At 61.1% G+C, this 22,616-nt stretch carries 19 protein-coding genes; 11 read left to right on the top strand and 8 right to left on the bottom strand.

What is annotated here, in order from left to right; genetic code table 11:
• Positions 1-163: 163 nt before the first annotated feature.
• A complete protein-coding gene (locus BSIN_RS20260) occupies positions 164-1,210 on the bottom strand; it encodes an acyltransferase family protein (RefSeq protein WP_059515522.1) in 1,047 nt (348 codons plus the stop codon).
• A 533-nt stretch (positions 1,211-1,743) separates the two neighbouring features.
• Here BSIN_RS20260 and BSIN_RS20255 point away from each other — a divergent pair.
• Together BSIN_RS20255 and BSIN_RS20250 are read left to right on the top strand one after the other, a co-directional pair.
• Positions 1,744-3,210 carry an oligosaccharide flippase family protein gene (locus tag BSIN_RS20255; RefSeq protein ID WP_089341766.1) on the top strand — a complete coding sequence of 489 codons (1,467 nt, stop codon included), beginning with the start codon at positions 1,744-1,746 and terminating at the stop codon, positions 3,208-3,210.
• A complete protein-coding gene (locus BSIN_RS20250; protein WP_173678724.1) occupies positions 3,207-5,654 on the top strand; it encodes a glycosyltransferase family 4 protein in 2,448 nt (815 codons plus the stop codon). The genes BSIN_RS20255 and BSIN_RS20250 overlap by 4 nt, the downstream gene beginning before the upstream one ends.
• Positions 5,655-5,898: 244 nt before the next feature.
• Here BSIN_RS20250 and BSIN_RS20245 read toward each other — a convergent pair whose 3' ends face one another.
• Positions 5,899-7,065: an acyltransferase family protein gene (locus BSIN_RS20245; RefSeq protein WP_089341764.1), complete on the bottom strand. Its 1,167-nt coding sequence runs from the start codon at positions 7,063-7,065 to the stop codon at positions 5,899-5,901.
• A 223-nt stretch (positions 7,066-7,288) separates the two neighbouring features.
• On the opposite strand from BSIN_RS20245, the gene BSIN_RS26055 reads away from it, so the two are divergent.
• A complete protein-coding gene (locus tag BSIN_RS26055) occupies positions 7,289-7,441 on the top strand; it encodes a hypothetical protein (RefSeq protein WP_069235618.1) in 153 nt (50 codons plus the stop codon).
• Positions 7,442-7,663: 222 nt separating this feature from the next.
• Complete coding sequence (galU, locus tag BSIN_RS20240) at positions 7,664-8,551, top strand: UTP--glucose-1-phosphate uridylyltransferase GalU (RefSeq protein ID WP_089341763.1); 888 nt, start codon at positions 7,664-7,666, stop codon at positions 8,549-8,551.
• On the opposite strand, the gene BSIN_RS25550 is transcribed toward galU, so the two are convergent.
• Positions 8,509-9,159, bottom strand: coding sequence for a hypothetical protein (locus tag BSIN_RS25550; protein ID WP_143757501.1), 651 nt, complete (start codon positions 9,157-9,159; stop codon positions 8,509-8,511). The genes galU and BSIN_RS25550 overlap by 43 nt on opposite strands.
• 76 nt (positions 9,160-9,235) lie before the next feature.
• Positions 9,236-9,535: a hypothetical protein gene (locus BSIN_RS26270; protein WP_218192435.1), complete on the bottom strand. Its 300-nt coding sequence runs from the start codon at positions 9,533-9,535 to the stop codon at positions 9,236-9,238.
• Here BSIN_RS26270 and BSIN_RS20235 point away from each other — a divergent pair.
• Complete coding sequence (locus BSIN_RS20235) at positions 9,534-9,977, top strand: HU family DNA-binding protein (protein ID WP_059514874.1); 444 nt, start codon at positions 9,534-9,536, stop codon at positions 9,975-9,977. The genes BSIN_RS26270 and BSIN_RS20235 overlap by 2 nt on opposite strands.
• A 229-nt stretch (positions 9,978-10,206) precedes the next feature.
• Here BSIN_RS20235 and BSIN_RS20230 read toward each other — a convergent pair whose 3' ends face one another.
• From BSIN_RS20230 to BSIN_RS20220, 3 genes are all read right to left on the bottom strand, one after another.
• On the bottom strand, positions 10,207-11,379 hold the full coding sequence (locus tag BSIN_RS20230; protein WP_059514871.1) for a porin: 1,173 nt from the start codon (positions 11,377-11,379) through the stop codon (positions 10,207-10,209).
• 395 nt (positions 11,380-11,774) lie between these two features.
• Positions 11,775-12,695, bottom strand: coding sequence for a YihY/virulence factor BrkB family protein (locus BSIN_RS20225; RefSeq protein WP_369828217.1), 921 nt, complete (start codon positions 12,693-12,695; stop codon positions 11,775-11,777).
• A 165-nt stretch (positions 12,696-12,860) separates the two neighbouring features.
• Positions 12,861-13,097: a DUF7661 family protein gene (locus BSIN_RS20220; protein WP_059514867.1), complete on the bottom strand. Its 237-nt coding sequence runs from the start codon at positions 13,095-13,097 to the stop codon at positions 12,861-12,863.
• A gap of 389 nt (positions 13,098-13,486) precedes the next feature.
• Here BSIN_RS20220 and BSIN_RS20215 point away from each other — a divergent pair, with 389 nt between their 5' ends.
• Both BSIN_RS20215 and fdhA read left to right on the top strand, forming a co-directional pair.
• A complete protein-coding gene (locus BSIN_RS20215; RefSeq protein WP_089341820.1) occupies positions 13,487-14,509 on the top strand; it encodes a succinylglutamate desuccinylase/aspartoacylase family protein in 1,023 nt (340 codons plus the stop codon).
• 212 nt (positions 14,510-14,721) lie between these two features.
• Positions 14,722-15,921 (top strand): formaldehyde dehydrogenase, glutathione-independent, encoded by a 1,200-nt coding sequence (gene fdhA / locus BSIN_RS20210; protein ID WP_089341762.1) that lies wholly within the window; start codon positions 14,722-14,724, stop codon positions 15,919-15,921.
• Positions 15,922-16,047: 126 nt separating this feature from the next.
• Here fdhA and BSIN_RS20205 read toward each other — a convergent pair whose 3' ends face one another.
• Positions 16,048-17,073, bottom strand: a complete 1,026-nt coding sequence (locus BSIN_RS20205; protein WP_089341761.1) for a GlxA family transcriptional regulator — start codon at positions 17,071-17,073, stop codon at positions 16,048-16,050.
• Between the two features lie 433 nt (positions 17,074-17,506).
• Between BSIN_RS20205 and BSIN_RS20195 the strand changes: the two genes are divergently transcribed.
• From BSIN_RS20195 to BSIN_RS20180, 4 genes are all read left to right on the top strand, one after another.
• A complete protein-coding gene (locus tag BSIN_RS20195) occupies positions 17,507-18,781 on the top strand; it encodes a serine hydroxymethyltransferase (protein ID WP_089341760.1) in 1,275 nt (424 codons plus the stop codon).
• Positions 18,782-18,854: 73 nt separating this feature from the next.
• The gene (locus BSIN_RS20190) at positions 18,855-19,826 is read left to right on the top strand and encodes a dipeptidase (RefSeq protein WP_089341759.1); all 972 of its coding nucleotides are present in this window, start codon (positions 18,855-18,857) and stop codon (positions 19,824-19,826) included.
• Positions 19,827-19,958: 132 nt separating this feature from the next.
• A complete protein-coding gene (locus BSIN_RS20185; protein ID WP_089341758.1) occupies positions 19,959-20,492 on the top strand; it encodes a DUF5943 domain-containing protein in 534 nt (177 codons plus the stop codon).
• A gap of 60 nt (positions 20,493-20,552) precedes the next feature.
• Entirely contained in the window at positions 20,553-22,616 is a 2,064-nt protein-coding gene (locus BSIN_RS20180; RefSeq protein WP_089341757.1) for an NADH:flavin oxidoreductase, read from the top strand.

Here is a 22,616-nt window from a genome sequence, read left to right as displayed (position 1 = left end):
GCTCGCACGTTGCAGAACTTCTCCAAGGCCAGCGTTCGATGGCCCCGCGTCTTCAGATTCACGGCGCGTACCGCTTCGGGCAGGTTCAACGCGCGGGCAGCGATGCGTCGTGCGGCCGTTCCGGATCGATCGAACGAAAGATGAATGGAGTGCATGTTGTAGATCATGTGGACGCGCGCATGGCGCTTGCGGCCGTCTGCCGCGCCGCATTGAGCACCAAGCGCCGCTCGAAGCCGTACCAGCTCACGGTGGCATACGTGAGCGTGGCCGCCAGTGCGAGCAACGTCGTCAGATAGCGATTCCAGTGCAGCGGCCAGAGCGCGTACAACATGCTCACGTGAACGAGATAAATCGAGTAGCTGACGCTGCCGATGTAGACGAGCACGGGGTGCGTCAGAACGCGCTGAACCATGCCGCGACCACGCAGCGCGATCACGACGATCGACGTGCAAAGCGCGACTGAGATGCTATAGAGCGCCGCATTCGATAGCGGCGTGTGCGCCGCACGCAGGCGCGGATACGATAGATGCAGGCACACGAGCGCTGCCAGCGCCGCTAGCGCGAGCGCGGCGGCCGCGCCGTAATACGGCTCGAGTGCGTGCCGGTCGCGCGTGATGGCGATCGCGAGCAGCGCGCCGGCGGCAAGCAAGTCCATTCGGAACGGCGTCAAATAATAGACGGGCCAAGACGAACTGAACCATGGCGTTACGATTGCGCGCATTGCCGGCGCGGCGACGATCAGCGCACCGGCGATCCATGCCAGCACGCGTATCGGGCAAAGCAGCACGACGAATGGCCAGAGTAGGTAGAACTGCTCTTCAACCGCGAGCGACCACAGCACGTTCAGACTGTCGTGCCCGATGCTGCCGAGCGATAGCCCCAGGTTCGTCAAAAAAAATGCATACCACGGCCAATGGCGAACCCATTCGACACCGAACAGCAGTGACGAAACGGCCAGCAGCAATAGATACGGAGGCAAGATGCGGCGCGCGCGGCGCGCGTAGAAATAGCCGAAATACGACTGGCCGCATGCCTTGCGTTCGAGCAGGATGCCGGTAATCAAAAAGCCGCTCAGCACGAAGAAAAGATCGACGCCGATCCACAGCGGCACTTTCAGCGCATGATGAAAAAATACCGACAGCACCGCGAATGCACGCAGGCCGTCGAGCTGAACGATGCGGCCGGCCTGACCAGGCGAAGCGGCAGGCATGTCGGGTATGCTGGAATTGATCGCGACGGTCATCGATATGCCGATAAATAAAAAATTCGATCTTTAGTCAATTTTAGACAAAATAAATTGGTAAAAAACACATATTAATTCGACGAATTCGGATTGCCTTCGAGGCACGGTGCCGCTATGGAGTGGCATACGGTGCGCCGGACTGCACTGCAAGTTCTACTTGAATAGCCCGCTGGCGGCCGGTCGTTATTACACACAGGAAAAAAGTTGAGTGAGAAATTGCACAACGGTATTCCGTGGGGATTTATTCGTGAATATTTCCAATTTCTTATGAATATTTTTGCTTGTAACCTGCGTTTCATCGTTTGAAATCGATTTGAAACATATTTTGCGATGTGCTCGGCACCGCGCAGGCTCGCGTCGTCAGCGAGGTTCGAAAGGAGATGGCGTTTTGCGACGTCCGATGCTGATGGGAGCGGCAATACCTCTGGTTATGGCGGCGGAATCTGGCATGAGCGACGCACGGTCGGTCACGAGCAGACATGCGGCCACGCGATGCAATCATGGATAAACTCATTTTGAGGAACGTTGCAATCAATTTCGTCGGCATGGTCTTGCCGACATTCGTTTCGCTCGTTACCGTGCCAGCCTATATTCACACGCTGGGCGTCGAACGTTACGGCGTCGTGAGCCTCGTGTGGACGCTGATAGGCTATTTCGGAATCCTGGATCTCGGGATGAGCATGGCCGCTCAGTGTCACATCTCGAAGGCGTTCGCGAGCGGCGACAGTGCGCTGAGCGCGCGCGTGTATTGGAGTGCGTTCTGGCTCAATCTCGGAACCGGGGTGGCTGGGGGCTTGCTGATCTATTCCGGCGCGTTTGCCTATACCGCGTACTTCGCGAAGGTATCGGCCGGGTTGCGGCACGAGGTATATCTCGCGCTGCCGTGGCTCGCGTTTGCGGTTCCGCTTGCGAACGTATCGTGGGTGTTCGCCGGGGCGATCAATGGTGCGGAGCGTTTCGGCGTCTATAACGCGAACCAAACAATCGGCACGTTCCTGTTTCAATTGCTGCCCTTGATCACCGCATGGTCTGTCGCGCCGACGTTGCAGGCCGTGCTCGCCGCTGCGGTCGTCGCGCGCTTGATCGCGGCCGTGATGCTGGGTTCGGCGAGCATCAAGGTACTGGGTATCCGCTCGATCGAACCGCCCCGGTTCGGCATTGCGAAAGGGCTTTTCAATTTCGGTGGCTGGATGCTGATCGCGAGCGCCACGGGCATGATTGCCGATACCCTCGATCGCGTGATGCTGGGCGCGGGGCTCGGCGCGAAGTATGTGACGTATTACGCGGTGCCACAAAATCTCGTCACGCGGTTGAGCATGTTGCCCAACGCGTTCGTGCGCACGCTGTTTCCGCGGTTGTCGGCGCTCGGTCGCGATGCGGCCGACACGCTCGTCGAGCAGTCGCTGGAATTTTTGAATGCCGTGTTCACGCCGGTCGCGATCGTCGCGATTTTTGCGCTCGATCCATTCCTTTCTCTATGGGTCGGCCGCGATCTTGCAAATCTGTCGTCGCCCGTCGGCGGCGTGCTCGTCATCAGTGTGTGGTTGGCCGGGCAGGCGAGCGTCGCGCGCATCCTGATCCAATCGCAACTCAATCCTGCACGCGCAGCTGCGGCCGGCCTCGTGCAGATGCCGCTCTTCATCGGGGCGCTATGGATCGGCATCCATCATTTCGGGCTGGTCGGCGCGGTGGTTGCCGTCGCGGTGCGCGCACTCGTCGATTACGGGTTGCTGCTGTTGTTATGCGCGATCCGGATTCGTGCCATCGCGCTCGATATGAGCGCGCATCTCGCATGCCTGCTCGCGAGCCTGTATGCCGCGCATGCGCTGCCGGGATTGCCCGCCGCGATCGTCGCGTGTGCGGCGGCACTCGCGTTGAACGCCGGCTGGTCGATTGCGATGACGCCTGGCATCCGGATGCTCGCACGCGCCGCACTCGTGCGCCTGAATGTGACGAAAATCATATGAAACGAGATCTTGCCGAACAGGCGGCGCGGCGCATCGCACGCGATGCGTGCGGCGCGCGGCTCACGCCGCCGCGTGCGAGTGCTACTGCACGGGCGTTGCGCGTGGCGATCGTGCACGACTGGCTCGTCACCTATGCAGGCGCCGAGCGTGTGCTCGAACAGATCGTCGCGTGCTTTCCGGACGCCGATTTGTTCAGCGTCGTCGATTTTCTCGGCGACCGTACGTTCCTGCGCGGCAAGCCGGTGAAAACCTCGTTCATCCAGCGGCTGCCGTTCGCCCGTACTCAGTACCGCAGCTATTTGCCGCTGATGCCGATCGCGATCGAGCAGCTCGACGTATCGTCTTACGATCTCGTGATTTCCAGCAGCCATGCGGTTGCCAAGGGGATTTTGACCGGCCCTGACCAAGTGCACGTCAGCTACGTGCACTCGCCGATTCGTTACGCATGGGATCTGCAACATCAGTACCTCGAACAGACTCAGTTGACCCGCGGCGTCAAATCGGTGCTCGCGCGGCTGATTCTGCATTACATGCGGAACTGGGACGTGCGCACGGCAAATTCGGTCGACCGGTTCATCGCGAATTCGGCGTTTGTCGCGCGGCGGATTCGCAAGGTGTATCGGCGCGATGCGGCGGTGGTGTTTCCGCCGGTCGACGTCGACGGATTCGCGCTGTGCGCGCAAAAAGAGGATTTTTATGTCACGGCGTCGCGCATGGTGCCGTATAAGAAGATCGATCTGATCGTCGACGCGTTCGCGCAGATGCCCGAGCGGCGGCTCGTCGTGATCGGCGATGGACCGGACATTGCCAAGATCCGTGCGAAGGCGACGTCAAATGTCGAGATCATGGGTTATCAGCCGTTCCCGGTGCTGCACGACAGGATGCGTCGGGCAAAAGCGTTCGTCTTCGCGGCCGAAGAGGATTTCGGAATTTCGGTTGTCGAGGCGCAGGCGTGCGGTACGCCCGTGATTGCGTATGGCAAGGGCGGCGCGCTCGAGACGGTGCGCGACGTGCCGCATGAGCGTCCGACCGGTGTGTTTTTCGGCGAGCAGAGCGTGCGTGCGATCATGGATGCCGTGGGTGATTTCGAGCGCGCGCCGCAATGTTTCGATCCGCAGGATTGCCGAGCGAACGCGGAGCGGTTTTCCGCTGCGCACTTCCGGCGCCGTTTCCTCGCGCAGATCGATACGCTATTGCCCGATGCGCAGGCGCGAGCGAGGTTCACGCGGCGCACTGAGCCGCCTGCCGTGTCGTTGAAGTCAAGCGGGTTGAAGGCGCTCGTGCTCGATCAGGCCGGCGTTCTGGGGGGCGCCGAGTTGTCGTTGCTCGAGGCGATGATGCAATTGCGCGATGCCGCCGATGTTGTGCTGTTCGGCGACGGCCCATTTCGCGACGCGCTGATCGAAGCGAGCGTGCGCGTCGAGGTGGTCGGTGAGCGTGCGCTCGCGGGTGTGCGCAAGCAGGGTGGCATGTCGTTGCGCACCGCAGGCAGTTTGCTGGCGCTCGTGCGCGATATCGCGCGCCGCGCGCGCGGTTTCGACGTGATCTACGCGAACACGCAGCGTGCGATGGTGGTCGGCGCGATCGCCGGACGGCTCGCACGCAAGCCGGTCGTCTGGCATCTGCGCGACATCGTCAGCCAAGCGCATTTCGGGCCGAAGCAGCGCGCGGCGATTCGGTATTGCGCGCGGTTCGGCGTGACGCGTGTGATCGCGAACTCGGAGGCTTCCGCGCAGGCGTTTGTCGCACTGAGCGGTTTCGATCGCGACGCGGTGCAGGTTGTCTTCAACGGTATTTCGGCCGAGCCGTTCGTCAAGTTGGAACCGGTGCGCCAGGCTGCGCTGCGCGTGCGCTTCGGGCTGCCGCGCGATGCGTGGATCGTCGGGTCGTTCAGCCGGCTCGCGCACTGGAAAGGCCAGCACGTTTTGCTCGAAGCGGCCCGGCTCTATCGGGACATGCATGTCGTGCTCGTCGGCGCGCCGCTGTTCGGCGAGGACGATTACGCGGCTTGGCTTAATGAGTATGTCGTCGAGCGCGGGCTCGCGGAGCGCGTGCATTTCCTGGGCTTTCAGCGCGACATCCCGGCTTGCATGAAGGCAGTCGATGTCGTTGCGCATACGTCGATCATGCCGGAGCCGTTTGGACGAGTGATCGTCGAGGGGATGCTCGCGAAGCGGCCGGTCGTCGCGGCCCGTGCGGGCGGCGTCCTCGAGATCGTCGACGACGACGTAAACGGTCTGCTATGCGAGCCCGGCGACGCACACGCGCTTGCCGACGCGCTCGCCGCGCTGCGAACCGATGCCGTGCTGTGCAATCGGCTCGTCCGGAACGGCTATGAAACCGCGCTAAATCGCTTTGGCGTGCGGCGGTATGTCGAGCAGGTCGAGCGGATGCTGGTCGAGACGGCGCAACGGCGCGCAGGCCGTCCGTGCGACAGCGCGTGAGCGGCAGCGGGCGTGAAGGTCGTGACGGATACGGTGATCGGCCGCGCGTTCCGCAGTGGCCGCATGGGCCGCAGTTCGGCAGCCGCGCTCGGTGACCGCGGAATCGTCGCTTTTCCGAGGCCGATTTACCGTTTTGCGCGCACCGGCGGCGCATCGATGCGGCTGGACCCGGAAACGCGCGTGGGCAGTGCGGTCATGCATTCCGCGTTGGCTGCCTTCCCATTTTGGGGAACGATTGCCGGATTCACACCGGTATTCGTTGTCGCGCGGCAGCCGTGGCGGCCCGCTTCGGCTTCAGACTGGCCGACCAACGTATCGCCGGCCGCTCGACCGCCAGATAGAACAGATACGCGAGCGGCACGACGGCTGCGATGAACGCAAACGATGGCCAGATCGACATCTGCAGCGCCGACCGATAGAGCACCGAGCCGATGCATACGAAAAGCGGTAAATGGATCAGATATAGCGAATAGCTGAAGTTGCCGAACCACGACAGCACGCGCATCGGTAAGGACGCCGAGCCGGGCCGCGCCAGCGCCGCGTACAGATAGCATGCGAAACCGGCGGCCCAGAGCTGGAATGCGCCGTACTGCCCAAAATGGAACGCGATACAGCCGAGCGCGGTGCCGGTGGCTGCCGCCGCATACCAAAGCCTTGACGGCATGGTGCAGGTCATCCGTCGCTGCGCGCGTCCGTCGGCAATCCACGCGCCGAGCGTCCACGACAGCCAGTACGATGTGAAGAACTGGATATCGTGACGTATGCACACCCATGCGGATACCAGGTTGACGAGCGAGATCGTGATAACGATCGGCAGGATGCCGAAACGCCGGCGTGTCGCGAACAGCAGCGGATAAACAGCGTAGAACTGCACTTCAAGCGACAACGTCCACAATGCGCCGTTGGACCCATAGGTATAGCCGGCTACCCCTTGCAACGATAACAGGTTGACGACGAACGCAGTCGGTCCGATATCGCGGATCTTATGGCTGACGGGCTCGAATTGCAGGCTGATTGCATCTAGCGCGAGCGTGAGCACGAGCGCGGCGAGCAGCACCGGGTAGATCCGCACGAAGCGGCGGGCCCAAAAGTTCGGCGTGTCGAGCCGGTACGACGGATCGGCGGCGAATCGCAGCGCTGCGTTGCGGTGAATGCAGTAGCCGCTGAGCACGAAAAAGATCGGCACGCCCGCGCTGCCCCACGCGAACGGAAACGTCAGATAGCCGAGCAATACGTCGGGCGCGAACGAATGGCCGTGTGCGCGGTAAAAGCTCTGCATGCCGACCCATACGACCTGCCGGCAATGAAAATATGCGACGGCGAGCGCCGCGAAGCCGCGCAGCGCATCGATCAGATGTTCTTTCTCGGCGATGGCCGGCCGTGTGTCCGGTGCCTCGCTCCACGCATCCATTCGATCCGGCTCCTTGCAATGACAAAATGAGAAACGCGCTAAAGACGACGGCCGATCGTAAATCGCAATAAATTCGAGCGGGGAATAAAAAATATGAAATCAGACGAGTACAAATAATCTCATGGGTTTGCAAAATTGACGCAAGCGCCGACATATAATTAATTATTTGCCGATTTTTTTCTGTTAGCTTGTGACTTCAACCGAACGGGGTGGGGAGTTTGCAATGGATATTCATTGGATCGCGATCGGTGCCATATTGCTCGTAATGGCCGTTTTGTCGGCTTATCGGGATGCGCTGAAGAACGAACCGATCAATGGCCGTGGCTTGGGGCGGCGCGATGCGCGTTATTCGGAGGAGTTCGAGCAGTACCGGTAAATGGAGCGTAGGATCGAATCGGCAAGCTATCGAAAAGCAAGTGGCGCGGCGGAGGGATTGACCGGCCTTTTGGAAATTATAAGCTCGAGCGTATGAAAGTGAATCCGGACGTCTCATATCGAATAACAAAAGATTTAATTGTCGGGTGCTAAATTTAGTGTGATGCTTTCCGGATATCGACATCCGATAGCCGGGTTACCTCCAAATATTCGGGATGTGATCATGTTGAAAGTCACCAAAGCCGTGTTTCCCGTTGCCGGCCTAGGCACACGGTTTTTGCCGGCGACCAAGGCGAGTCCCAAGGAGATGCTGCCGGTAGTCGACAAACCGCTGATCCAGTATGCGGTCGAGGAGGCGATCAATGCAGGCATCACCGAAATGATCTTCGTGACGGGCCGCAGCAAGCGTGCGATTGAGGATCATTTCGACAAGTCGTTCGAAATCGAATCCGAGCTGGAGGCGCGCGGCAAGGAAAAACTTCTCGCACTCGTGCGCAGCATCAAACCGAGCCATGTCGATTGCTTTTATGTGCGTCAGCCCTCCGCACTCGGGCTGGGCCATGCGGTGCAGTGCGCGGAAAAGCTCGTGCACGGCGAGCCGTTTGCCGTGATTCTCGCCGACGATTTGCTGTACGGCGATCGACCCGTGCTCAAGCAACTTGTCGACGTTTTCAATCACTATCACAGCACGGTGATCGGCGTCGAAACCATCGAGCGCGAAGATAGCCGTTCGTATGGCGTCGTCGAGGGGCGCGAGTGGGAAGAGGACATCATCAAGCTGTCGGGCATCGTCGAGAAGCCTGCGCCGGAGCAGGCACCGTCGAATCTGGGCGTCGTCGGGCGCTACATACTGATGCCGAGCATCTTCGATCATCTGCGCAGGATCAAGCCGGGCGCGGGCGGCGAAATGGAACTGACGGACGCGGTGCAGTCGCTGCTGACCGAGGAGCAGGTGCTCGCGTACCGCTATTACGGCACGCGCTTCGACTGCGGCAGCAAGCTCGGCTATCTGAAGGCGACTGTCGAGCTTGCGCTTCAGCATCCGGAAGTGGGCCGCGATTTCGAAGCTTATTTACGAACCTGTTTGCCGGTGGCCGCATCGGCTGCATGACGGCGCTTTGTTCTGAATTCTGAAATGTCGCGGTGTGTGGCGATGGTTCCATAATCCCCGGTTCTCTCGAGACGGGGATTTTGTTCGATGCGCCATTGCAGGCACGGGCGGCGGTGCGGGCGAAGTCGCGGAATGATGCGTTCGGCGGCGCGCGGCGAGTCGGTAGAGAGGGGGATCGGAAGCCCTGCTTTTCGCGTCGCGTAGCGATCGCGCAATGCGGCATTGAGCGGTTCCTGGTAGTCGAGCGCACATTCGGTACTGCGTCGTAGTTGGACAAGCACTGCTGCGAGCCGCAATGGCAGGATTCCGAAGGGGGCGCGTAGCGGCGGCAGTATGTGCAGCCTCTGGCGGGCTGCCTGTATCACGCCGGAATGCGCTGCAATCAGAGGGTGGCGGATGCGGAAACCGTAGCCGACGCTACCGTGATCGTCGATCGGCCCGCTTCTTCGCGCAGCTTCTCGACCGAATGCTGACCTGTTCGCCAGCCGGAAACGGGTCGCGCCAGCCTGGCACACCGGGCCCGATCGTGCGCCGACTGCGGTGGGCTGGCCCACGATCAGCGCGCCGTTGATCGGGAAAATTACCTTGGACGCGGAGCTTGACTGCATCGGCCGAGCGGGCACGCCGCTCGATGAGCGACGAAAGCGGATGTGACGGCGGCAGCATGTATACCGTCAAGATCCCTCACGTAGCGGAGTTCGCGCAATCCAGGTTCCGAGCGATGCGATATTGGCGCAAAGCATAGGAATGCAAATCCCGAGCATGATTCCCGGTCGCCGCAGGCTTGAGCGCGGTACGAAAACCTTTGCCTACACGGGCGAATGCGGGATCGTAGTCGGCGGCGCGCAACAAAATCTGCGGGAAACCCGCTAAATACGCACAAAAGTGCTGCACGAAGCGACGCGGCGCTTGTAGAATCCGGCGTTGAAGCTCGCATGTTGCGCGCTTCGTGTATCCAATGACCACACCTGGTAGGAGAAACATGGCGACTTCCGCAAAAAAGGTAGCCAAGAAGGCTGCCGCACCGGCCAAGAAAGTGGCTGCCAAGAAAGCAGCGCCCGTGAAAAAAGTCGTAGCCAAGAAGGCCGTCGCGAAGGCGCCCGCCGCTCCGACGCCGATCAAGGATTCGTTCACCAAGGCATCGCTCGCCGCTCACATCGCCGAGCGCGCCGAGGTCGAGCTGAAAACCGTGAAGGCAGTGCTGGCAGCGCTCGAGAACACGATCCTCGGTTCGATCCACAAGAAGGGTGCGGGCGAGTTCACGCTGCCGGGCCTGCTGAAGATCACCGCACAAGCCGTGGCAGCGAAAAAGAAGCGCTTCGGCAAGGACCCGTTCACTGGTGAAGAGCGCTGGTTCCCGGCCAAGCCGGCGAGCGTTCGCGTCAAGGCGCGTGCGCTGAAGAAGCTGAAGGACGCAGCAGCGTAAGGACGGCGTGCGGTTTGCCGGAGTCGTCCGGCTTGCGATAAGTCCGAAAAAAACCCCGCGTGTGAAAGCGCGGGGTTTTTTTGTCCGTCTGCCGAATCGTTCGAAGGATGTAGAAAAACAGCCGTCGGTGTACGTATCGGGTTGACTGCGGGGTTAAGTGCGCGGTTTCGGCTTCGCGACGCACGAATGTGCTGCCGCGAAGCCGAAGTACGTGCAGGCGGTGCCGCGTTTAGAACTTGTGGCGCAGGCCGACCGCGACCATTTCCTGGTTCTTCGTGCCGTTGTAGCCATACGAGCCGATCGATGCTTGCGCCGGCTGCGAAACCAGCGTGCCGCCGGCATTGATCAGCTGTGTACCGCTGGCGTGCTGGTACGCGCCTGCCAAATAGACGTCCGTGCGCTTGGACAGCGAGTAGTCGGCACCCACCGAAACTTGGTGATACTTCGCGTCCGCGTCGCCACGCGCCTTCGTGAAGATATAGCCAAGGCCGAGCATCAGCGCCGGCGTGGCCTGATAGATCACGAAGCCGCGGCCGGTGTCATAGTATTGGCTCTTGTGGAAGCCCGCCACCGAGTATCCGTCGCGGTCGAATTCCGAGTTCGCATAGCCGGCGCCAAACGTGAACGGACCATACACGTATTGCGCGGCCACTTGCGCGATCGCTACGCTGCGCGCGCTCATGTAGGCGTCGTTGATGTGGCTGTCGAACAGCGCGTCCGCCGATGGCGCGGTCCATGCGTTGTTCGGGCGATCCGCGGTGAGCAGGTTGTTTGCGTTGAAGTAGCCGCCTGCGATACTGAACGGACCGTTGTTGTAAGCCGCCGCCACCGAATACGTGAGGCCCGAACCGGCGCGGCCCGCGATGCCGCCGAACGAATACATGGCTTCGAATTGGAGGCCGGCATACACGGGCGACGTGTACTTGACCGCGTTGTTCACGCGCAGGCTGTTGTCGTTGTTGTCGACATCGCCCGGGGTGGCGAACAGCGAGCCGAAGTAGTTGTCGGCAGTGATCGGCTGGACGAGGTCGACGAGCGGATCGTATTGACGGCCGAGCGTGAGCGTACCGAGCTGGTTGCTTTGCAACCCGACGAACGCTTGACGGCCGAAGATACGGCCCCCCTGATTGAGTCGGCCATTGGACGAATCAAAGCCGTTTTCCAACTGGAAGATCGCCTTCAAGCCGCCGCCGATGTCCTCGACGCCCTTCAGGCCCCAACGGCTGCCTTGCAGGTTGCCGCTACCCATTGCCCAGAGATTCTTGGACTGACCGTCGACACCGTGAACGTAAGTGATCGACGTGTCGATGACGCCGTACAGCGTAACGCTGCTTTGCGCATGAGCTGCGCCGGCAGCGCTTAGGAGTGCAAGAGACAGAGTCGACAAAGTGAGCTTTTTCATTGGGTTTTTCTCCACGCGAGTCAATCGTTTTTGTTGCGATTTGCAGAATAGCGTAATGCACCCAACGTAAGAAATCATAAAAACAAAAAGTGTCTCATAAAGGTGACAGTCGCTATAAATCCCTTTTGCATCAAATACATAATGAATTGTTTCTATTTGTTGTGGGAATTCCAGGTGCCGTTCTGCGATTGTTTCGGCAAGCAGGGATTGTTTGCGGCGCTGCGTGTTTTCGCTCGTTTGATGTAAAAAAATGAGCGAGCAAACGTTTGCGCGCGAGATATGGGCGCGCTTTCCCAGCCGAGTGCGCGATAAGAAGAATCCGAGAAAGTTAAAATAAATAAAACAGTATGGAATTCGAAGGGATATTGCGATTCTGGGATCGCATGGCCATCGAATTAACTGGATGAACGATCGCGCATTGCGGCTGGGGAGGAAGTCTCGTTTTGGGCGTGAAGATGCGTGGCGTTGCGCGCTGCAGCGAATTCCGCGCCGAGCAGCAGCACGGCGGCCGAAAAGTACAGCCACATCAGCAGCACTGCGAACGAACCCGCTGCGCCGAATGCGCTAGCGGTGCCCGCATGCGCGAGATACAGCGCGAAGAGTTTCTTGCCCGCCGAGAACAGCACGGCAGAGACGATGCCGCCCGTCATCGCGTCGCGAAACGGTACGCGCGCGTCCGGCAGGAACTTCATCAGCGTGCCGAACGCAGCGGCGAGTACGGCAATGCCAACTGAGAATTGCAACGCATTGCCGATGACGACATACGGCGAATTGCCCCACAGCCAGTGGCCGATGAACGTGATCGCCGTATCAAGCACGAGCGAGACGATCAACAGGAACGCGACGCCGAGTACCAGCCCGAACGAAATCAGCCGGACCCGCACGAGCCCGAGCACTGACGACGCGCGCTCGCCATCGGCAGGCCAGATGATGCTCAGCGCTGTGTTCAGCGACGCGAACGTCGCGGATGCGCCGATTGCGAGCATGGCGAACGAGATCAAGGCCGCTATGCCGCCGCGGCTGCCGCTGCGGTGAGCATTCTCGACGATCGTCTGCACGCCGGCCGCGGCTTCGTTGCCGATCAGCTCGTGCACGTGGTTGAACACTTCGCCGCGCGCGGCGTCGGCGCCGAAGAACCAGCCTGCGACGGCGATCACCATCACGAGCGTGGGCGCAAGCGAAAACGCTGCGTAAAACGCGATGCTTGCCGCCATGGCCGGACAACGGTCGGCTGAGAAGCGTTTGAAGGCGTTCAGCACCCAGTTGACGTTATGGCGCACGAGTTTGTCCGATTGCTGAGGAATCTGAAGTTTCATCGAATATGCGTACCGGCGCGCGGGCGGCGCTGGTGTGATTGGCTATCCTGCGTTCGGACGCCATTCGGCACGAAAAGTTTATTCGGATTGCGCATGGCGGAGCAGCAGGCGGCGGCCGGGCCGGTCCTTGCGGCCGGCGGCCATGCGGAATCGGGACGGGCCGGATCAGTCCGGTTCCGGAAGATCGAGGCGCTTGACGTTGCCTTTGTCAGGGGTCGCGCTCTCATGGAACAGATCGCCGAGGTACTGGCCCAGCTCGGCGGCGTCGAGAAAATCGGGGATCACGAAATGTGCGGGGCGGCGCTTGCCGTCGTTGCCGGGATAGAACGGCACCCAGCGATCTTGTACACGCTCGACCCAGATTTGCTTGCCGAACACGTCGAACTGATATTCCGTTGCCATACGTCGATCTCCGTGGGAGGGAGAGCTCTCGCCGCCGGAGCCGGCGAGGCGCACCGACGGCCGCGATTGCCTCGGCGCATGCGACAGTGCGCATTGCGCTTGCTCGATTCTCCTATTTTGCCCATTGCGCGTGCATTGCCTGCGACGCAGGACCACGTTAGCAGAATCGGCGGATTGCGGCTATTCGTGCGGCGGCAATCCCGTTCGTCCGCTATCCAAAGCAACACGATGCGGATAACGATCGGACGCTTCCATGGTTTCAGCCGGTATGGCGGCGCGTTACGATCCTGTCGTCCGTGAGCTGTGCGCCGTCCACGCGAGAACGATTCCGAGTAAGCTTTTTCGCATCGCCTCGTTTGCCCTGTGGCCGTCGCCGGCCGATGCCGATCATGACCGATACCCCTGGCTTTCGCAACCCGATCCACTGTGAAATCGATCTCGATGCCGACGGCAAGCACGCAGGCTATCTGCGTTTGCCGCATTCGGTCCATCGTTCGGCATACGGATGGATCCCGTTGCCGATCGTGTCGATTCGCAACGGTAGCGGCCCGACGGTGCTCGTGCTGGCGGGCAATCATGGCGACGAGTACGAAGGGCAGATTGTTGCGTCGCGGCTTGTGATCGAAATCGATCCTCAAATGGTCGACGGGCAGCTCATCGTTTTGCCGATGGCGAATTTTCCGGCGGCGGAGGCCGGATTGCGCGTGTCGCCGCTCGATGGCGGAAATCTGAACCGCAGTTTCCCCGGCGACCCGATGGGCTCGCCGACTGCGGTGATCGCCGACTACATCGAGCACACGCTGCTGCCGCGCGCGCAGTATCTCGTCGATTTGCATTCGGGCGGCAGCTCGCTGCTATATCACGGCGGTAACATGCTTGCGCTCGAACCGCGCGACGCTGCCGAACGCGCGCGCGTGCGCGCGCTGCTCGCCGCGTTTGGCTTGCCGCGCGCGTTCGTGCATGCGCCTAATCCGGTGCATGCGTCGTCTGCCGCGCGCCGGCAAGGCGCAATCTCGATCCTGACCGAGCTTGGCGGCGGCGGGATGTCCGATTCCGCGCTGATTCGCGACGCGCGCCGGGGGCTGCTGCATTTTCTCGGCTTCGTCGGCGCGCTACACGGCCCTCTGGTGCCGGACGGCCCGCCGGCCCAGACGCGCTTCATGCGGGTGGCCGGCGCTCGGCATTATGTCTACGCATACGACAAGGGGCTCTACGAGCCGCTCGTCGAACTCGGCGAGCGGGTGCGGGCAGGTCAGCCGGCGGCGTTGATCCATTTTCCGGACACGCCGCTGCGCGAGCCGGTCACGCAATGTTTCGACAGCGACGGCGAGGTGATCTGCAAGCGCGTACCCGCTCAGGTGCAGCGCGGCGATTGCCTGTTCCAACTTGCTGAGGACGATGCCGCGGCATGACGCATGCGCCGCATCCCATCCTATTGTCCCTTCTTGTTGACGTTGCGCCGCAGCATCGGCGATGGCGGGCATCGTCAAGCCGGTGTCGGTTTTGGCTGCTTGGTCCACCGGCTTGCAAGCTACGCTCGATAGGCGTGCGCGACGCCGGCTGATGCCTGGGCGCCGGCCCGGCGGCGCGCGGCGCAATGCCAACGAGACATGGAGACAATGCGATGAGCAGCAACCGAGGTGTCGTGTATCAAGGGCCAGGCAGTGTCGAAGTGCAGAGCATCGACTATCCGAAAATGGTCGATCCGAGCGGCCGTGCGATTGGTCATGGCGTCATTCTGAAAGTGGTCAGCACGAATATTTGCGGCTCCGATCAGCACATGGTGCGGGGCCGCACGACAGCGCCCGTCGGCCTCGTGCTTGGCCACGAGATCACGGGCGAGGTGATCGAGGTGGGGCGCGATGTCGAGACGCTGAAGATCGGCGATCTGGTGTCGGTGCCGTTCAACGTCGCGTGCGGTCGCTGTGCGATGTGTCGCGAACAGCACACGGGCGTGTGCCTGAACGTCAACCCCGCGCGCGCGGGCGGCGCATACGGCTATGTCGACATGGGCGGCTGGATCGGCGGTCAGGCCGAATACGTGCTTGTTCCCTATGCCGATTTCAATCTGCTGAAATTTCCCGATCGAGATCAGGCAATGGCGAAGATTCGCGATCTCACGTGCCTGTCCGACATCCTGCCGACGGGCTATCACGGCGCCGTGTCTGCGGGCGTGAAGCCGGGGTCGACCGTGTACGTCGCAGGCGCGGGGCCGGTCGGGATGGCGGCCGCCGCGTCGGCGCGCCTGCTTGGCGCGGCATGCACGATCGTCGGCGACATGAATGCCGAGCGCCTCGCGCACGCAAAGGCGATGGGATTCGAAGTTGTCGATTTGTCGCAGGACGCGACGCTCGGTGAGCAGATCGAGCAGATTCTCGGCAAGCCGGAGATCGATTGCGCGATCGATTGCGTCGGCTTCGAGGCCCACGGTCATGGTTCGTCCGCCCACGAAGCGGAGGCGCCCGCAACGGTGCTGAACGCGCTGATGGAGATCACGCGGCCGGCTGGCGCGATCGGGATTCCGGGCCTTTACGTGACCGACGATCCGGGCGCGGTCGACACCGCCGCGAAGCACGGCAGCCTGAGTATCCGTTTCGGTCTGGGCTGGGCGAAGTCGCACACGTTCCATACCGGCCAGACGCCCGTGCTCAAATACAATCGCAATCTGATGCAGGCGATCTTGTTCGACCGGTTGCCGATCGCGCAAATCGTCAATGTAACGGTGATCTCGCTCGATCAGGCGCCTGAAGGCTACCGGAAGTTCGACGGCGGCGCGCCGCGCAAATTCGTCATCGATCCGCATGGAATGCTGAAAGCGGCTTGATATTCGTTTTCGCGGTGCGCGGGCTGCCGGTGCAATCGAGCGTGCCGGCAGCGTTGCGCCGCTCCTTCGCGGGGGAGCGGCAGGCATCAAATTATTCGGAAGTCCGAGCGGGTGCCGAGCGCAGTCTCATGCGTGAAGCAACAGCGGCGACGCGGTTGCGCTGCCCGGCAGCGCGGATTGAGCGAGCGGGGCAACCTGCTTGCGGCGTTCGCGCGTCGGCGCGGTGCCGAACGCATCACGATAGCTCTTGCTGAAGTGGCAGGCGGACTGGAAGCCGCAGGCCATCGTGATGTGCATGATCGACATGTCGGTCTGCAGCAGCAATTCGCGGGCGCGGCGCAGGCGCAGGGTCAAGTAATAATGCGTCGGCGTCATGCCGAGGTGCTCGCGAAAGAGTCGCTGCAACTGCCGCTGCGACATGTTTGCGAGCCGAGCGAGTTCCTCGCGCGACAGCGGCTCCTCAATGTTGTTTTCCATCAGCGAGATTACTTCGAACAGCGATTTGTTCGCGGAACCCAGTCGGGCGACAAGCGGCATCCGCTGCTGCGCATGCGTGTCGCGCACGTGCTCGACGATGAACTGCTCGGCGATCTGTGTGACGCGTGCGGTGCCCACGCGCGCGGCGATCAGGTTCAGCATCATATCCAGCGGCGCGACGCCGCCCGTGCAGGTGATGCGGTCGCGGTCGATCACGAACAATTCCTTCAGGAAGCGCGTTTCGGGAAATTCCTCCTTCAGGGCCGACAGATTTTCCCAGTGGATCGCGCACGCGTAGCCGACCAGCAGACCCGCTTTCGCAAGCGCATAGGTGCCGGTGCACAGGCTGCCGAGCGTGACGCCGGCGCGGGCGAAGCGGCGCAGCGTGGCCAAGTGTTCGGGCAGCGTCGAGTGCTGCACGTCGACGCCCCCGCAGACAAATACGGCATCCGGCTGCCCGACGCATTCGGCCGGGCCGGTATCGACCGAGAGCCCATTGCTTGCGGTGATCGTGCCGCCGTTCGGACTGATGATCGACCAGCGATAAAGCGACTGACCGCTCAAATAGTTTGCCATCCTGAGGACTTCGATCGCATTGGTGAACGCGATCATCGTGAAGTTCGGCAGCGGCATGAACGCGAAATGTGACATCGACGCGGTGCGGTCGGGCGACATGGGGGAACGTTCCTTATTTGAGCTCGATGCGACGCCGGGGCACTCGGCTCGCGTATTGTGGGAGCGAGCGCAACAAGCGTGCCATACGGCTAAACCCTAGATCGAAGCGTCCGGCGCACACATGCGCGTTGCTGCATTGCACCGTGTGCGGGAGCCGTGGCTCGACACGGGTGCAGCAGCGGCACCGTGTCAGTGCCGCACGCAGTACGAACGCCATTTTTTAGTGGTCGGATCGGCTAGCCGAGCGCTACTTGTTCAAAACGGACGGGGATGTCGGAAAAGGAAAAGAAAGCGTCTGAATTCATCAATAGGCAAAAAATCCGAACGACAAGAATAGAGCCGTCGGCGCTTGCTTCGAAGGCACGCCGGAACGCCGCGAGACGGGCTTGGCCGGGTCTTGCGGCCATTCTCCACTCCAGTCACGGAAAGCTCGATGTCGAACGCCAACCCATTCTTTTCGCAATCGCTTGCGCAGCGCGACGCGTCCGTGCGGGGCGCAATCGTCAAGGAACTCGAAAGGCAGCAGTCTCAGGTCGAATTGATCGCATCGGAAAACATCGTGTCCCGAGCGGTGCTCGAAGCACAAGGTTCGGTGCTGACGAACAAGTATGCGGAGGGCTACCCCGGCAAGCGCTATTACGGCGGCTGCGAATGCGTGGATGAAATCGAGGTGCTGGCGATCGAGCGCGTGAAGCGCATTTTCGGTGCGGCGCATGCGAACGTGCAGCCGCACTCGGGCGCACAGGCGAACGGCGCCGTGATGCTGGCGCTCGCGAAGCCGGGCGACACGGTGCTTGGAATGTCGCTCGACGCGGGAGGGCACCTGACGCACGGGGCGAAACCCGCGCTGTCCGGCAAATGGTTCAACGCGGTTCAGTACGGCGTCAATCGCGACACGATGTTGATTGATTACGACGAGATCGATGAACTCGCGCGTCAGCATCGGCCTGCCCTCATTATCGCGGGTTTTTCCGCGTATCCGCGCAAGCTCGATTTTGCCCGCTTCCGCGCAATTGCCGATGCCGTCGGTGCAAAGCTGATGGTCGACATGGCGCACATCGCCGGCGTGATCGCTGCGGGGCGGCATTCGAATCCGGTCGAGCATGCGCATGTCGTCACGTCGACGACGCACAAAACGCTGCGCGGCCCGCGCGGTGGCTTCGTGCTCACCAATGAAGACGAGATTGCGAAGAAGATTAATTCGGCGGTGTTTCCCGGTCTGCAAGGTGGCCCGCTGATGCACGTGATTGCCGGTAAAGCGGTGGCGTTCGGCGAAGTGCTGGAGGGCAGCTTCAAGACCTACATTGATGCAGTACTCGCGAACGCGCAAGCACTCGGTGACGTGCTCAAGGCAGGCGGTGTCGATCTCGTGACGGGCGGCACCGACAATCATCTACTGCTTGTCGATTTGCGGCCCAAAGGGTTGAAAGGCATGCAGGTCGAGCAGGCGCTCGAACGTGCAGGCATCACGTGCAATAAGAACGGGATTCCGTTCGATACGGAAAAGCCGACGGTCACCTCTGGCGTTCGTCTCGGCACGCCGGCTGGTACGACGCGCGGTTTCGGCGTCACGGAGTTTCGTGAGGTCGGTAGGCTGATCGTCGAGGTGCTCGACGCATTGCGCGCAAATCCCGAAGGGGACCGTGCGACTGAACAACGAGTGCGTCGGGAGATCTTCGCGCTCTGCGAACGTTTTCCGATCTATTGAAAATCGTACCCCGGCCGCTGCACCGCCGAACCGGATTACGCGCGAAATAAACTGAGACTGGAGCCTTCAACCCATGAGTACGCTGCACGAAGACAGCATCGTCATCGACGGCCTGAATATCTCGAAATTCGACCGTTCAGTATTCGAAGATATGCGCAAAGGCGGCGTGACGGCCGCGAACTGCACGGTGTCGGTGTGGGAGAACTTCGCGAAGACGGTCGACAACATCGCGCAGATGAAAAAGCAGATTCGCGACAACAGTGAACTGCTGACGCTCGTGCGCACGACGGACGACATCCTGCGGGCCAAGCGGGAGGGCCGTACCGGCGTGATCCTCGGTTTTCAGAATGCGCATGCATTCGAGGACAACCTTGGCTATATCGAGGCGTTTGCCGACATGGGCGTGCGCGTCGTTCAACTTTGCTACAACACGCAAAATCTTGTCGGCACCGGCTGCTACGAGCGCGACGGCGGATTGTCCGATTTCGGCCGCGAAGTGATTACCGAGATGAATCGCGTCGGGATCATGGTCGATCTCTCGCATGTGGGTGGCAACACGTCGTCGGAGGCGATCGCGTTCTCGAAGAAGCCCGTTTGCTATTCGCATTGCCTGCCGTCCGGGCTCAAGGAACATCCGCGCAATAAAAGCGATGCGCAGTTGAAGGAAATCGCCGATGCCGGCGGATTCGTCGGCGTGACGATGTTCGCGCCGTTCCTGAAACGTGGGATCGAAGCGACGATCGATGACTATATCGAAGCAATCGACTATGTCGTAAATCTGATCGGCGAGGATACGGTTGGCATCGGCACCGATTTTACGCAGGGCTATAGCGTCGAATTTTTCGATTGGCTCACTCACGACAAGGGACGTTACCGGCGGCTCACGAATTTCGGGAAAGTCGTGAACCCTGAAGGTATCCGCACGATCGGCGAATTTCCAAATTTGACGGCCGCGATGGAGCGCGCAGGCTGGAAGGAGACGCGCATCCGCAAGATCATGGGCGAAAACTGGGTGCGCGTGTTCAAGGAAGTTTGGGGTGCCTAGTTTCAGGCGATCAGATATCCGAATTCCCGTGTATTGGATCACTTGATTCAATAAGCCGCGATTCGCCACGGCAGATGGATAAGTGCCGCGCACAAGCCGCCGCGGCGCACGCAATTCTTTCGGAGCCACACGATGCAACCGCAATTGCCGATCGACGTCGATCCGACCACCGGCGTCTGGACCACCGACGCGCTGCCGATGCTGTACGTGCCGCGTCATTTTTTCACGAACAATCACACGGCGGTTGAGGAGGCGCTTGGCCGCGACGTGTACGCGCAGATTCTCTATCGGGCCGGCTACAAGTCAGCCTATCACTGGTGCGACAAGGAAGCGAAACAGCACGGGCTCGCCGGGCTTGCGGTGTTCGAGCATTACCTGAAAAGGCTGTCTCAGCGCGGCTGGGGGCTGTTTTCGATCGTCGACGCCGACCCCATTCAGGCGCGCGCCCGCATCGAACTGCGCCACTCGTCGTTCGTACTCGCGCAGCCAGGCAAGGAAGGCAAGCTCTGCTATATGTTCGCGGGCTGGTTCGCCGGTGCGATGGACTGGGTCAACGATACGACACCGGAAAACAATAACGCGCCGCGCGCGTGGTCTCGCGAGACGCAATGTGCGGCCGAAGGGCACGACTATTGCGTTTTCGAAGTGTCGCCGCTCGCGTGCTGACACGGTATTCGTCAGGACAACATCACATTTCGCTAGCATAAACGTCAGAGGTCGACCGAAATGCGTTACCCCCACTTGTTCAAACCACTGACGCTGAACCAGCTCACGCTGCGCAACCGGATCGTCAGCACCGCGCATGCCGAAGTCTATGCCGAGCCGGGCGGGTTGCCGGGCGAGCGCTATATTCGCTATTACGAGGAAAAAGCGAAAGGCGGTGTTGGCCTTGCTGTCTGTGGAGGATCGAGCCCGGTATCGATCGACAGCCCGCAAGGCTGGTGGAAATCGGTCAATTTGTCGACCGACAAAGTGATAGAGCCGCTCGCTCGCCTTGCCGAAGCGATGCATCGGCATGGTGCGAAGATCATGATTCAGGCCACCCACATGGGCCGTCGATCGGCGTTCCATGGCGAGCATTGGCCGCATCTCATGTCACCGTCCGGTGTGCGTGAGCCTGTCCATCGCGGCAATGCGAAAGTGATCGAACCGGAGGAGATCCGCCGCATCATCGGCGATTTTGCCGCGGCCGCCAAGCGTGTGAAAGACGCCGGCATGGATGGCATTGAGATTTCCGCTGCGCACCAGCATCTGATCGATCAGTTCTGGAGCCCGCGCACGAATTTCCGGACCGACGAATGGGGCGGCAGCCTCGAGAACCGCCTGCGCTTCGGTCTGGAGGTACTGCGTGCGGTGCGCGAAGCGGTCGGCAGCGATTTCTGCGTCGGCTTGCGGATGTGCGGTGACGAATTTCATGAGGACGGCCTCGATCACGTGCAGTTGAAGGAGATCGCGCATGCGATGTCCGACACGGGCCTCATCGATTATCTCGGCGTAATCGGTTCGGGAGCAGATACACACAATACGCTCGCGAATTGCATGCCGCCGATGGCATTGCCGCCGGAGCCGTTTGTGCACCTCGCGGCAGGCATCAAATCGGTCGTCAAGGTGCCGGTGATGCATGCACAGAGCATTCGCGACGCGGGGCAGGCCGAGCGGCTGCTCGCGAACGGGATGGTCGACCTCGTCGGGATGACGCGTGCGCAGATTGCCGATCCGCATATGGTCATCAAGATTCGCGATGGCCGTGAGGACGAGATCAAGCAGTGCGTCGGTGCGAACTATTGCATTGACCGTCAGTACAACGGGCTCGACGTGCTGTGTGTGCAGAATGCGGCGACGTCGCGCGAAGCGACGATGCCGCACGTGATCGAGAAATCGCGCGGTCCGAAACGCAAGGTTGTCGTCGTCGGCGCGGGGCCGGCTGGACTCGAAGCGTCGCGCGTCGCGCGTGCGCGCGGTCACGATGTCGTGTTGTTCGAAAAGAATCGCGAAGTCGGCGGGCAGATCCTGCTGGCGGCCAAGGCGCCGCAGCGCGAACAGATGGCGGGCATCGTGCGCTGGTTCGATCTGGAGACGAAGCGCTTGGGCGTCGATCGGCGGCTCGGCGTCGAAGCCGACATGAAAGCGATTCTCGCCGAGAAGCCGGATATTGTCGTGCTTGCGACCGGCGGCGCGAGTTTCACTTCGCAGGTGAGCGCATGGGGCGTCGCCGACGGTCTCGCGGTCAGCGCGTGGGACATCCTGTCGGGCCGCGTTGAGCCGAAGCGCAACGTGCTGGTTTACGACGGGGTCAGCACGCACGCAGGCGCGGGTGTGGCGGATTTCATCGCGAGCCGCGACTCCCAGGTCGAGATCGTCACGCCGGACGTGAAAGTTGCTGACGATTGCGGCGGCACGACATTCCCGATCTTCTATCGCAGGTTGTATGCGCAAGGCGTGATCCATACGCCGAATTATTGGCTCGATCGCGTGTATGAGGAAGACGGCAAGAAGATCGCCGTGTTGCGCAACGAATACACGGAAGAGCAGGAGGAGCGCGTGGTCGATCAAGTCGTGATCGAGAACGGCATCGCGCCGAACGATGCGCTGTACTGGCAACTGAAACCGGAATCGGTGAACCGCGGGCAGATCGACGTTCATAAGCTTTTCGCTGCGCAACCTCAGCCGTGTTTGGCCGAAGCGCTGGGCGACGGCCGTTTCCTGTTGTTTCGCGTCGGCGATTGCATCTCGATGCACAACATCCACGGCGCAATCTACGATGCACTGCGACTTGCTAAGGATTTCTGA

The organism is Burkholderia singularis (genome assembly GCF_900176645.1).
Taxonomy (GTDB): domain Bacteria; phylum Pseudomonadota; class Gammaproteobacteria; order Burkholderiales; family Burkholderiaceae; genus Burkholderia; species Burkholderia singularis.
The sequence above is the reverse complement of the archived record's forward strand: the minus strand, read 5'-3'. Positions and strand labels throughout refer to the sequence as shown.

What these genes read in the sequence shown, in the direction of transcription:
- galU (WP_089341763.1), top strand. Translation starts at nt 7,664, where the DNA reads ATGTTGAAAGTCACCAAAGCCGTGTTTCCCGTTGCCGGCCTAGGCACA.
- BSIN_RS20195 (WP_089341760.1), top strand. Translation starts at nt 17,507, where the DNA reads ATGTCGAACGCCAACCCATTCTTTTCGCAATCGCTTGCGCAGCGCGAC.
- BSIN_RS20220 (WP_059514867.1), bottom strand. Translation starts at nt 13,097, where the DNA reads ATGGCAACGGAATATCAGTTCGACGTGTTCGGCAAGCAAATCTGGGTC.
- BSIN_RS20255 (WP_089341766.1), top strand. Translation starts at nt 1,744, where the DNA reads ATGGATAAACTCATTTTGAGGAACGTTGCAATCAATTTCGTCGGCATG.
- BSIN_RS26270 (WP_218192435.1), bottom strand. Translation starts at nt 9,535, where the DNA reads ATGTTTCTCCTACCAGGTGTGGTCATTGGATACACGAAGCGCGCAACA.
- BSIN_RS20225 (WP_369828217.1), bottom strand. Translation starts at nt 12,695, where the DNA reads ATGAAACTTCAGATTCCTCAGCAATCGGACAAACTCGTGCGCCATAAC.
- BSIN_RS20230 (WP_059514871.1), bottom strand. Translation starts at nt 11,379, where the DNA reads ATGAAAAAGCTCACTTTGTCGACTCTGTCTCTTGCACTCCTAAGCGCT.
- BSIN_RS26055 (WP_069235618.1), top strand. Translation starts at nt 7,289, where the DNA reads ATGGATATTCATTGGATCGCGATCGGTGCCATATTGCTCGTAATGGCC.
- BSIN_RS20205 (WP_089341761.1), bottom strand. Translation starts at nt 17,073, where the DNA reads ATGTCGCCCGACCGCACCGCGTCGATGTCACATTTCGCGTTCATGCCG.
- BSIN_RS25550 (WP_143757501.1), bottom strand. Translation starts at nt 9,159, where the DNA reads ATGCAGTCAAGCTCCGCGTCCAAGGTAATTTTCCCGATCAACGGCGCG.
- BSIN_RS20190 (WP_089341759.1), top strand. Translation starts at nt 18,855, where the DNA reads ATGAGTACGCTGCACGAAGACAGCATCGTCATCGACGGCCTGAATATC.
- BSIN_RS20260 (WP_059515522.1), bottom strand. Translation starts at nt 1,210, where the DNA reads ATGCCTGCCGCTTCGCCTGGTCAGGCCGGCCGCATCGTTCAGCTCGAC.
- BSIN_RS20250 (WP_173678724.1), top strand. Translation starts at nt 3,207, where the DNA reads ATGAAACGAGATCTTGCCGAACAGGCGGCGCGGCGCATCGCACGCGAT.
- BSIN_RS20235 (WP_059514874.1), top strand. Translation starts at nt 9,534, where the DNA reads ATGGCGACTTCCGCAAAAAAGGTAGCCAAGAAGGCTGCCGCACCGGCC.
- fdhA (WP_089341762.1), top strand. Translation starts at nt 14,722, where the DNA reads ATGAGCAGCAACCGAGGTGTCGTGTATCAAGGGCCAGGCAGTGTCGAA.
- BSIN_RS20215 (WP_089341820.1), top strand. Translation starts at nt 13,487, where the DNA reads ATGACCGATACCCCTGGCTTTCGCAACCCGATCCACTGTGAAATCGAT.
- BSIN_RS20245 (WP_089341764.1), bottom strand. Translation starts at nt 7,065, where the DNA reads ATGGATGCGTGGAGCGAGGCACCGGACACACGGCCGGCCATCGCCGAG.
- BSIN_RS20180 (WP_089341757.1), top strand. Translation starts at nt 20,553, where the DNA reads ATGCGTTACCCCCACTTGTTCAAACCACTGACGCTGAACCAGCTCACG.
- BSIN_RS20185 (WP_089341758.1), top strand. Translation starts at nt 19,959, where the DNA reads ATGCAACCGCAATTGCCGATCGACGTCGATCCGACCACCGGCGTCTGG.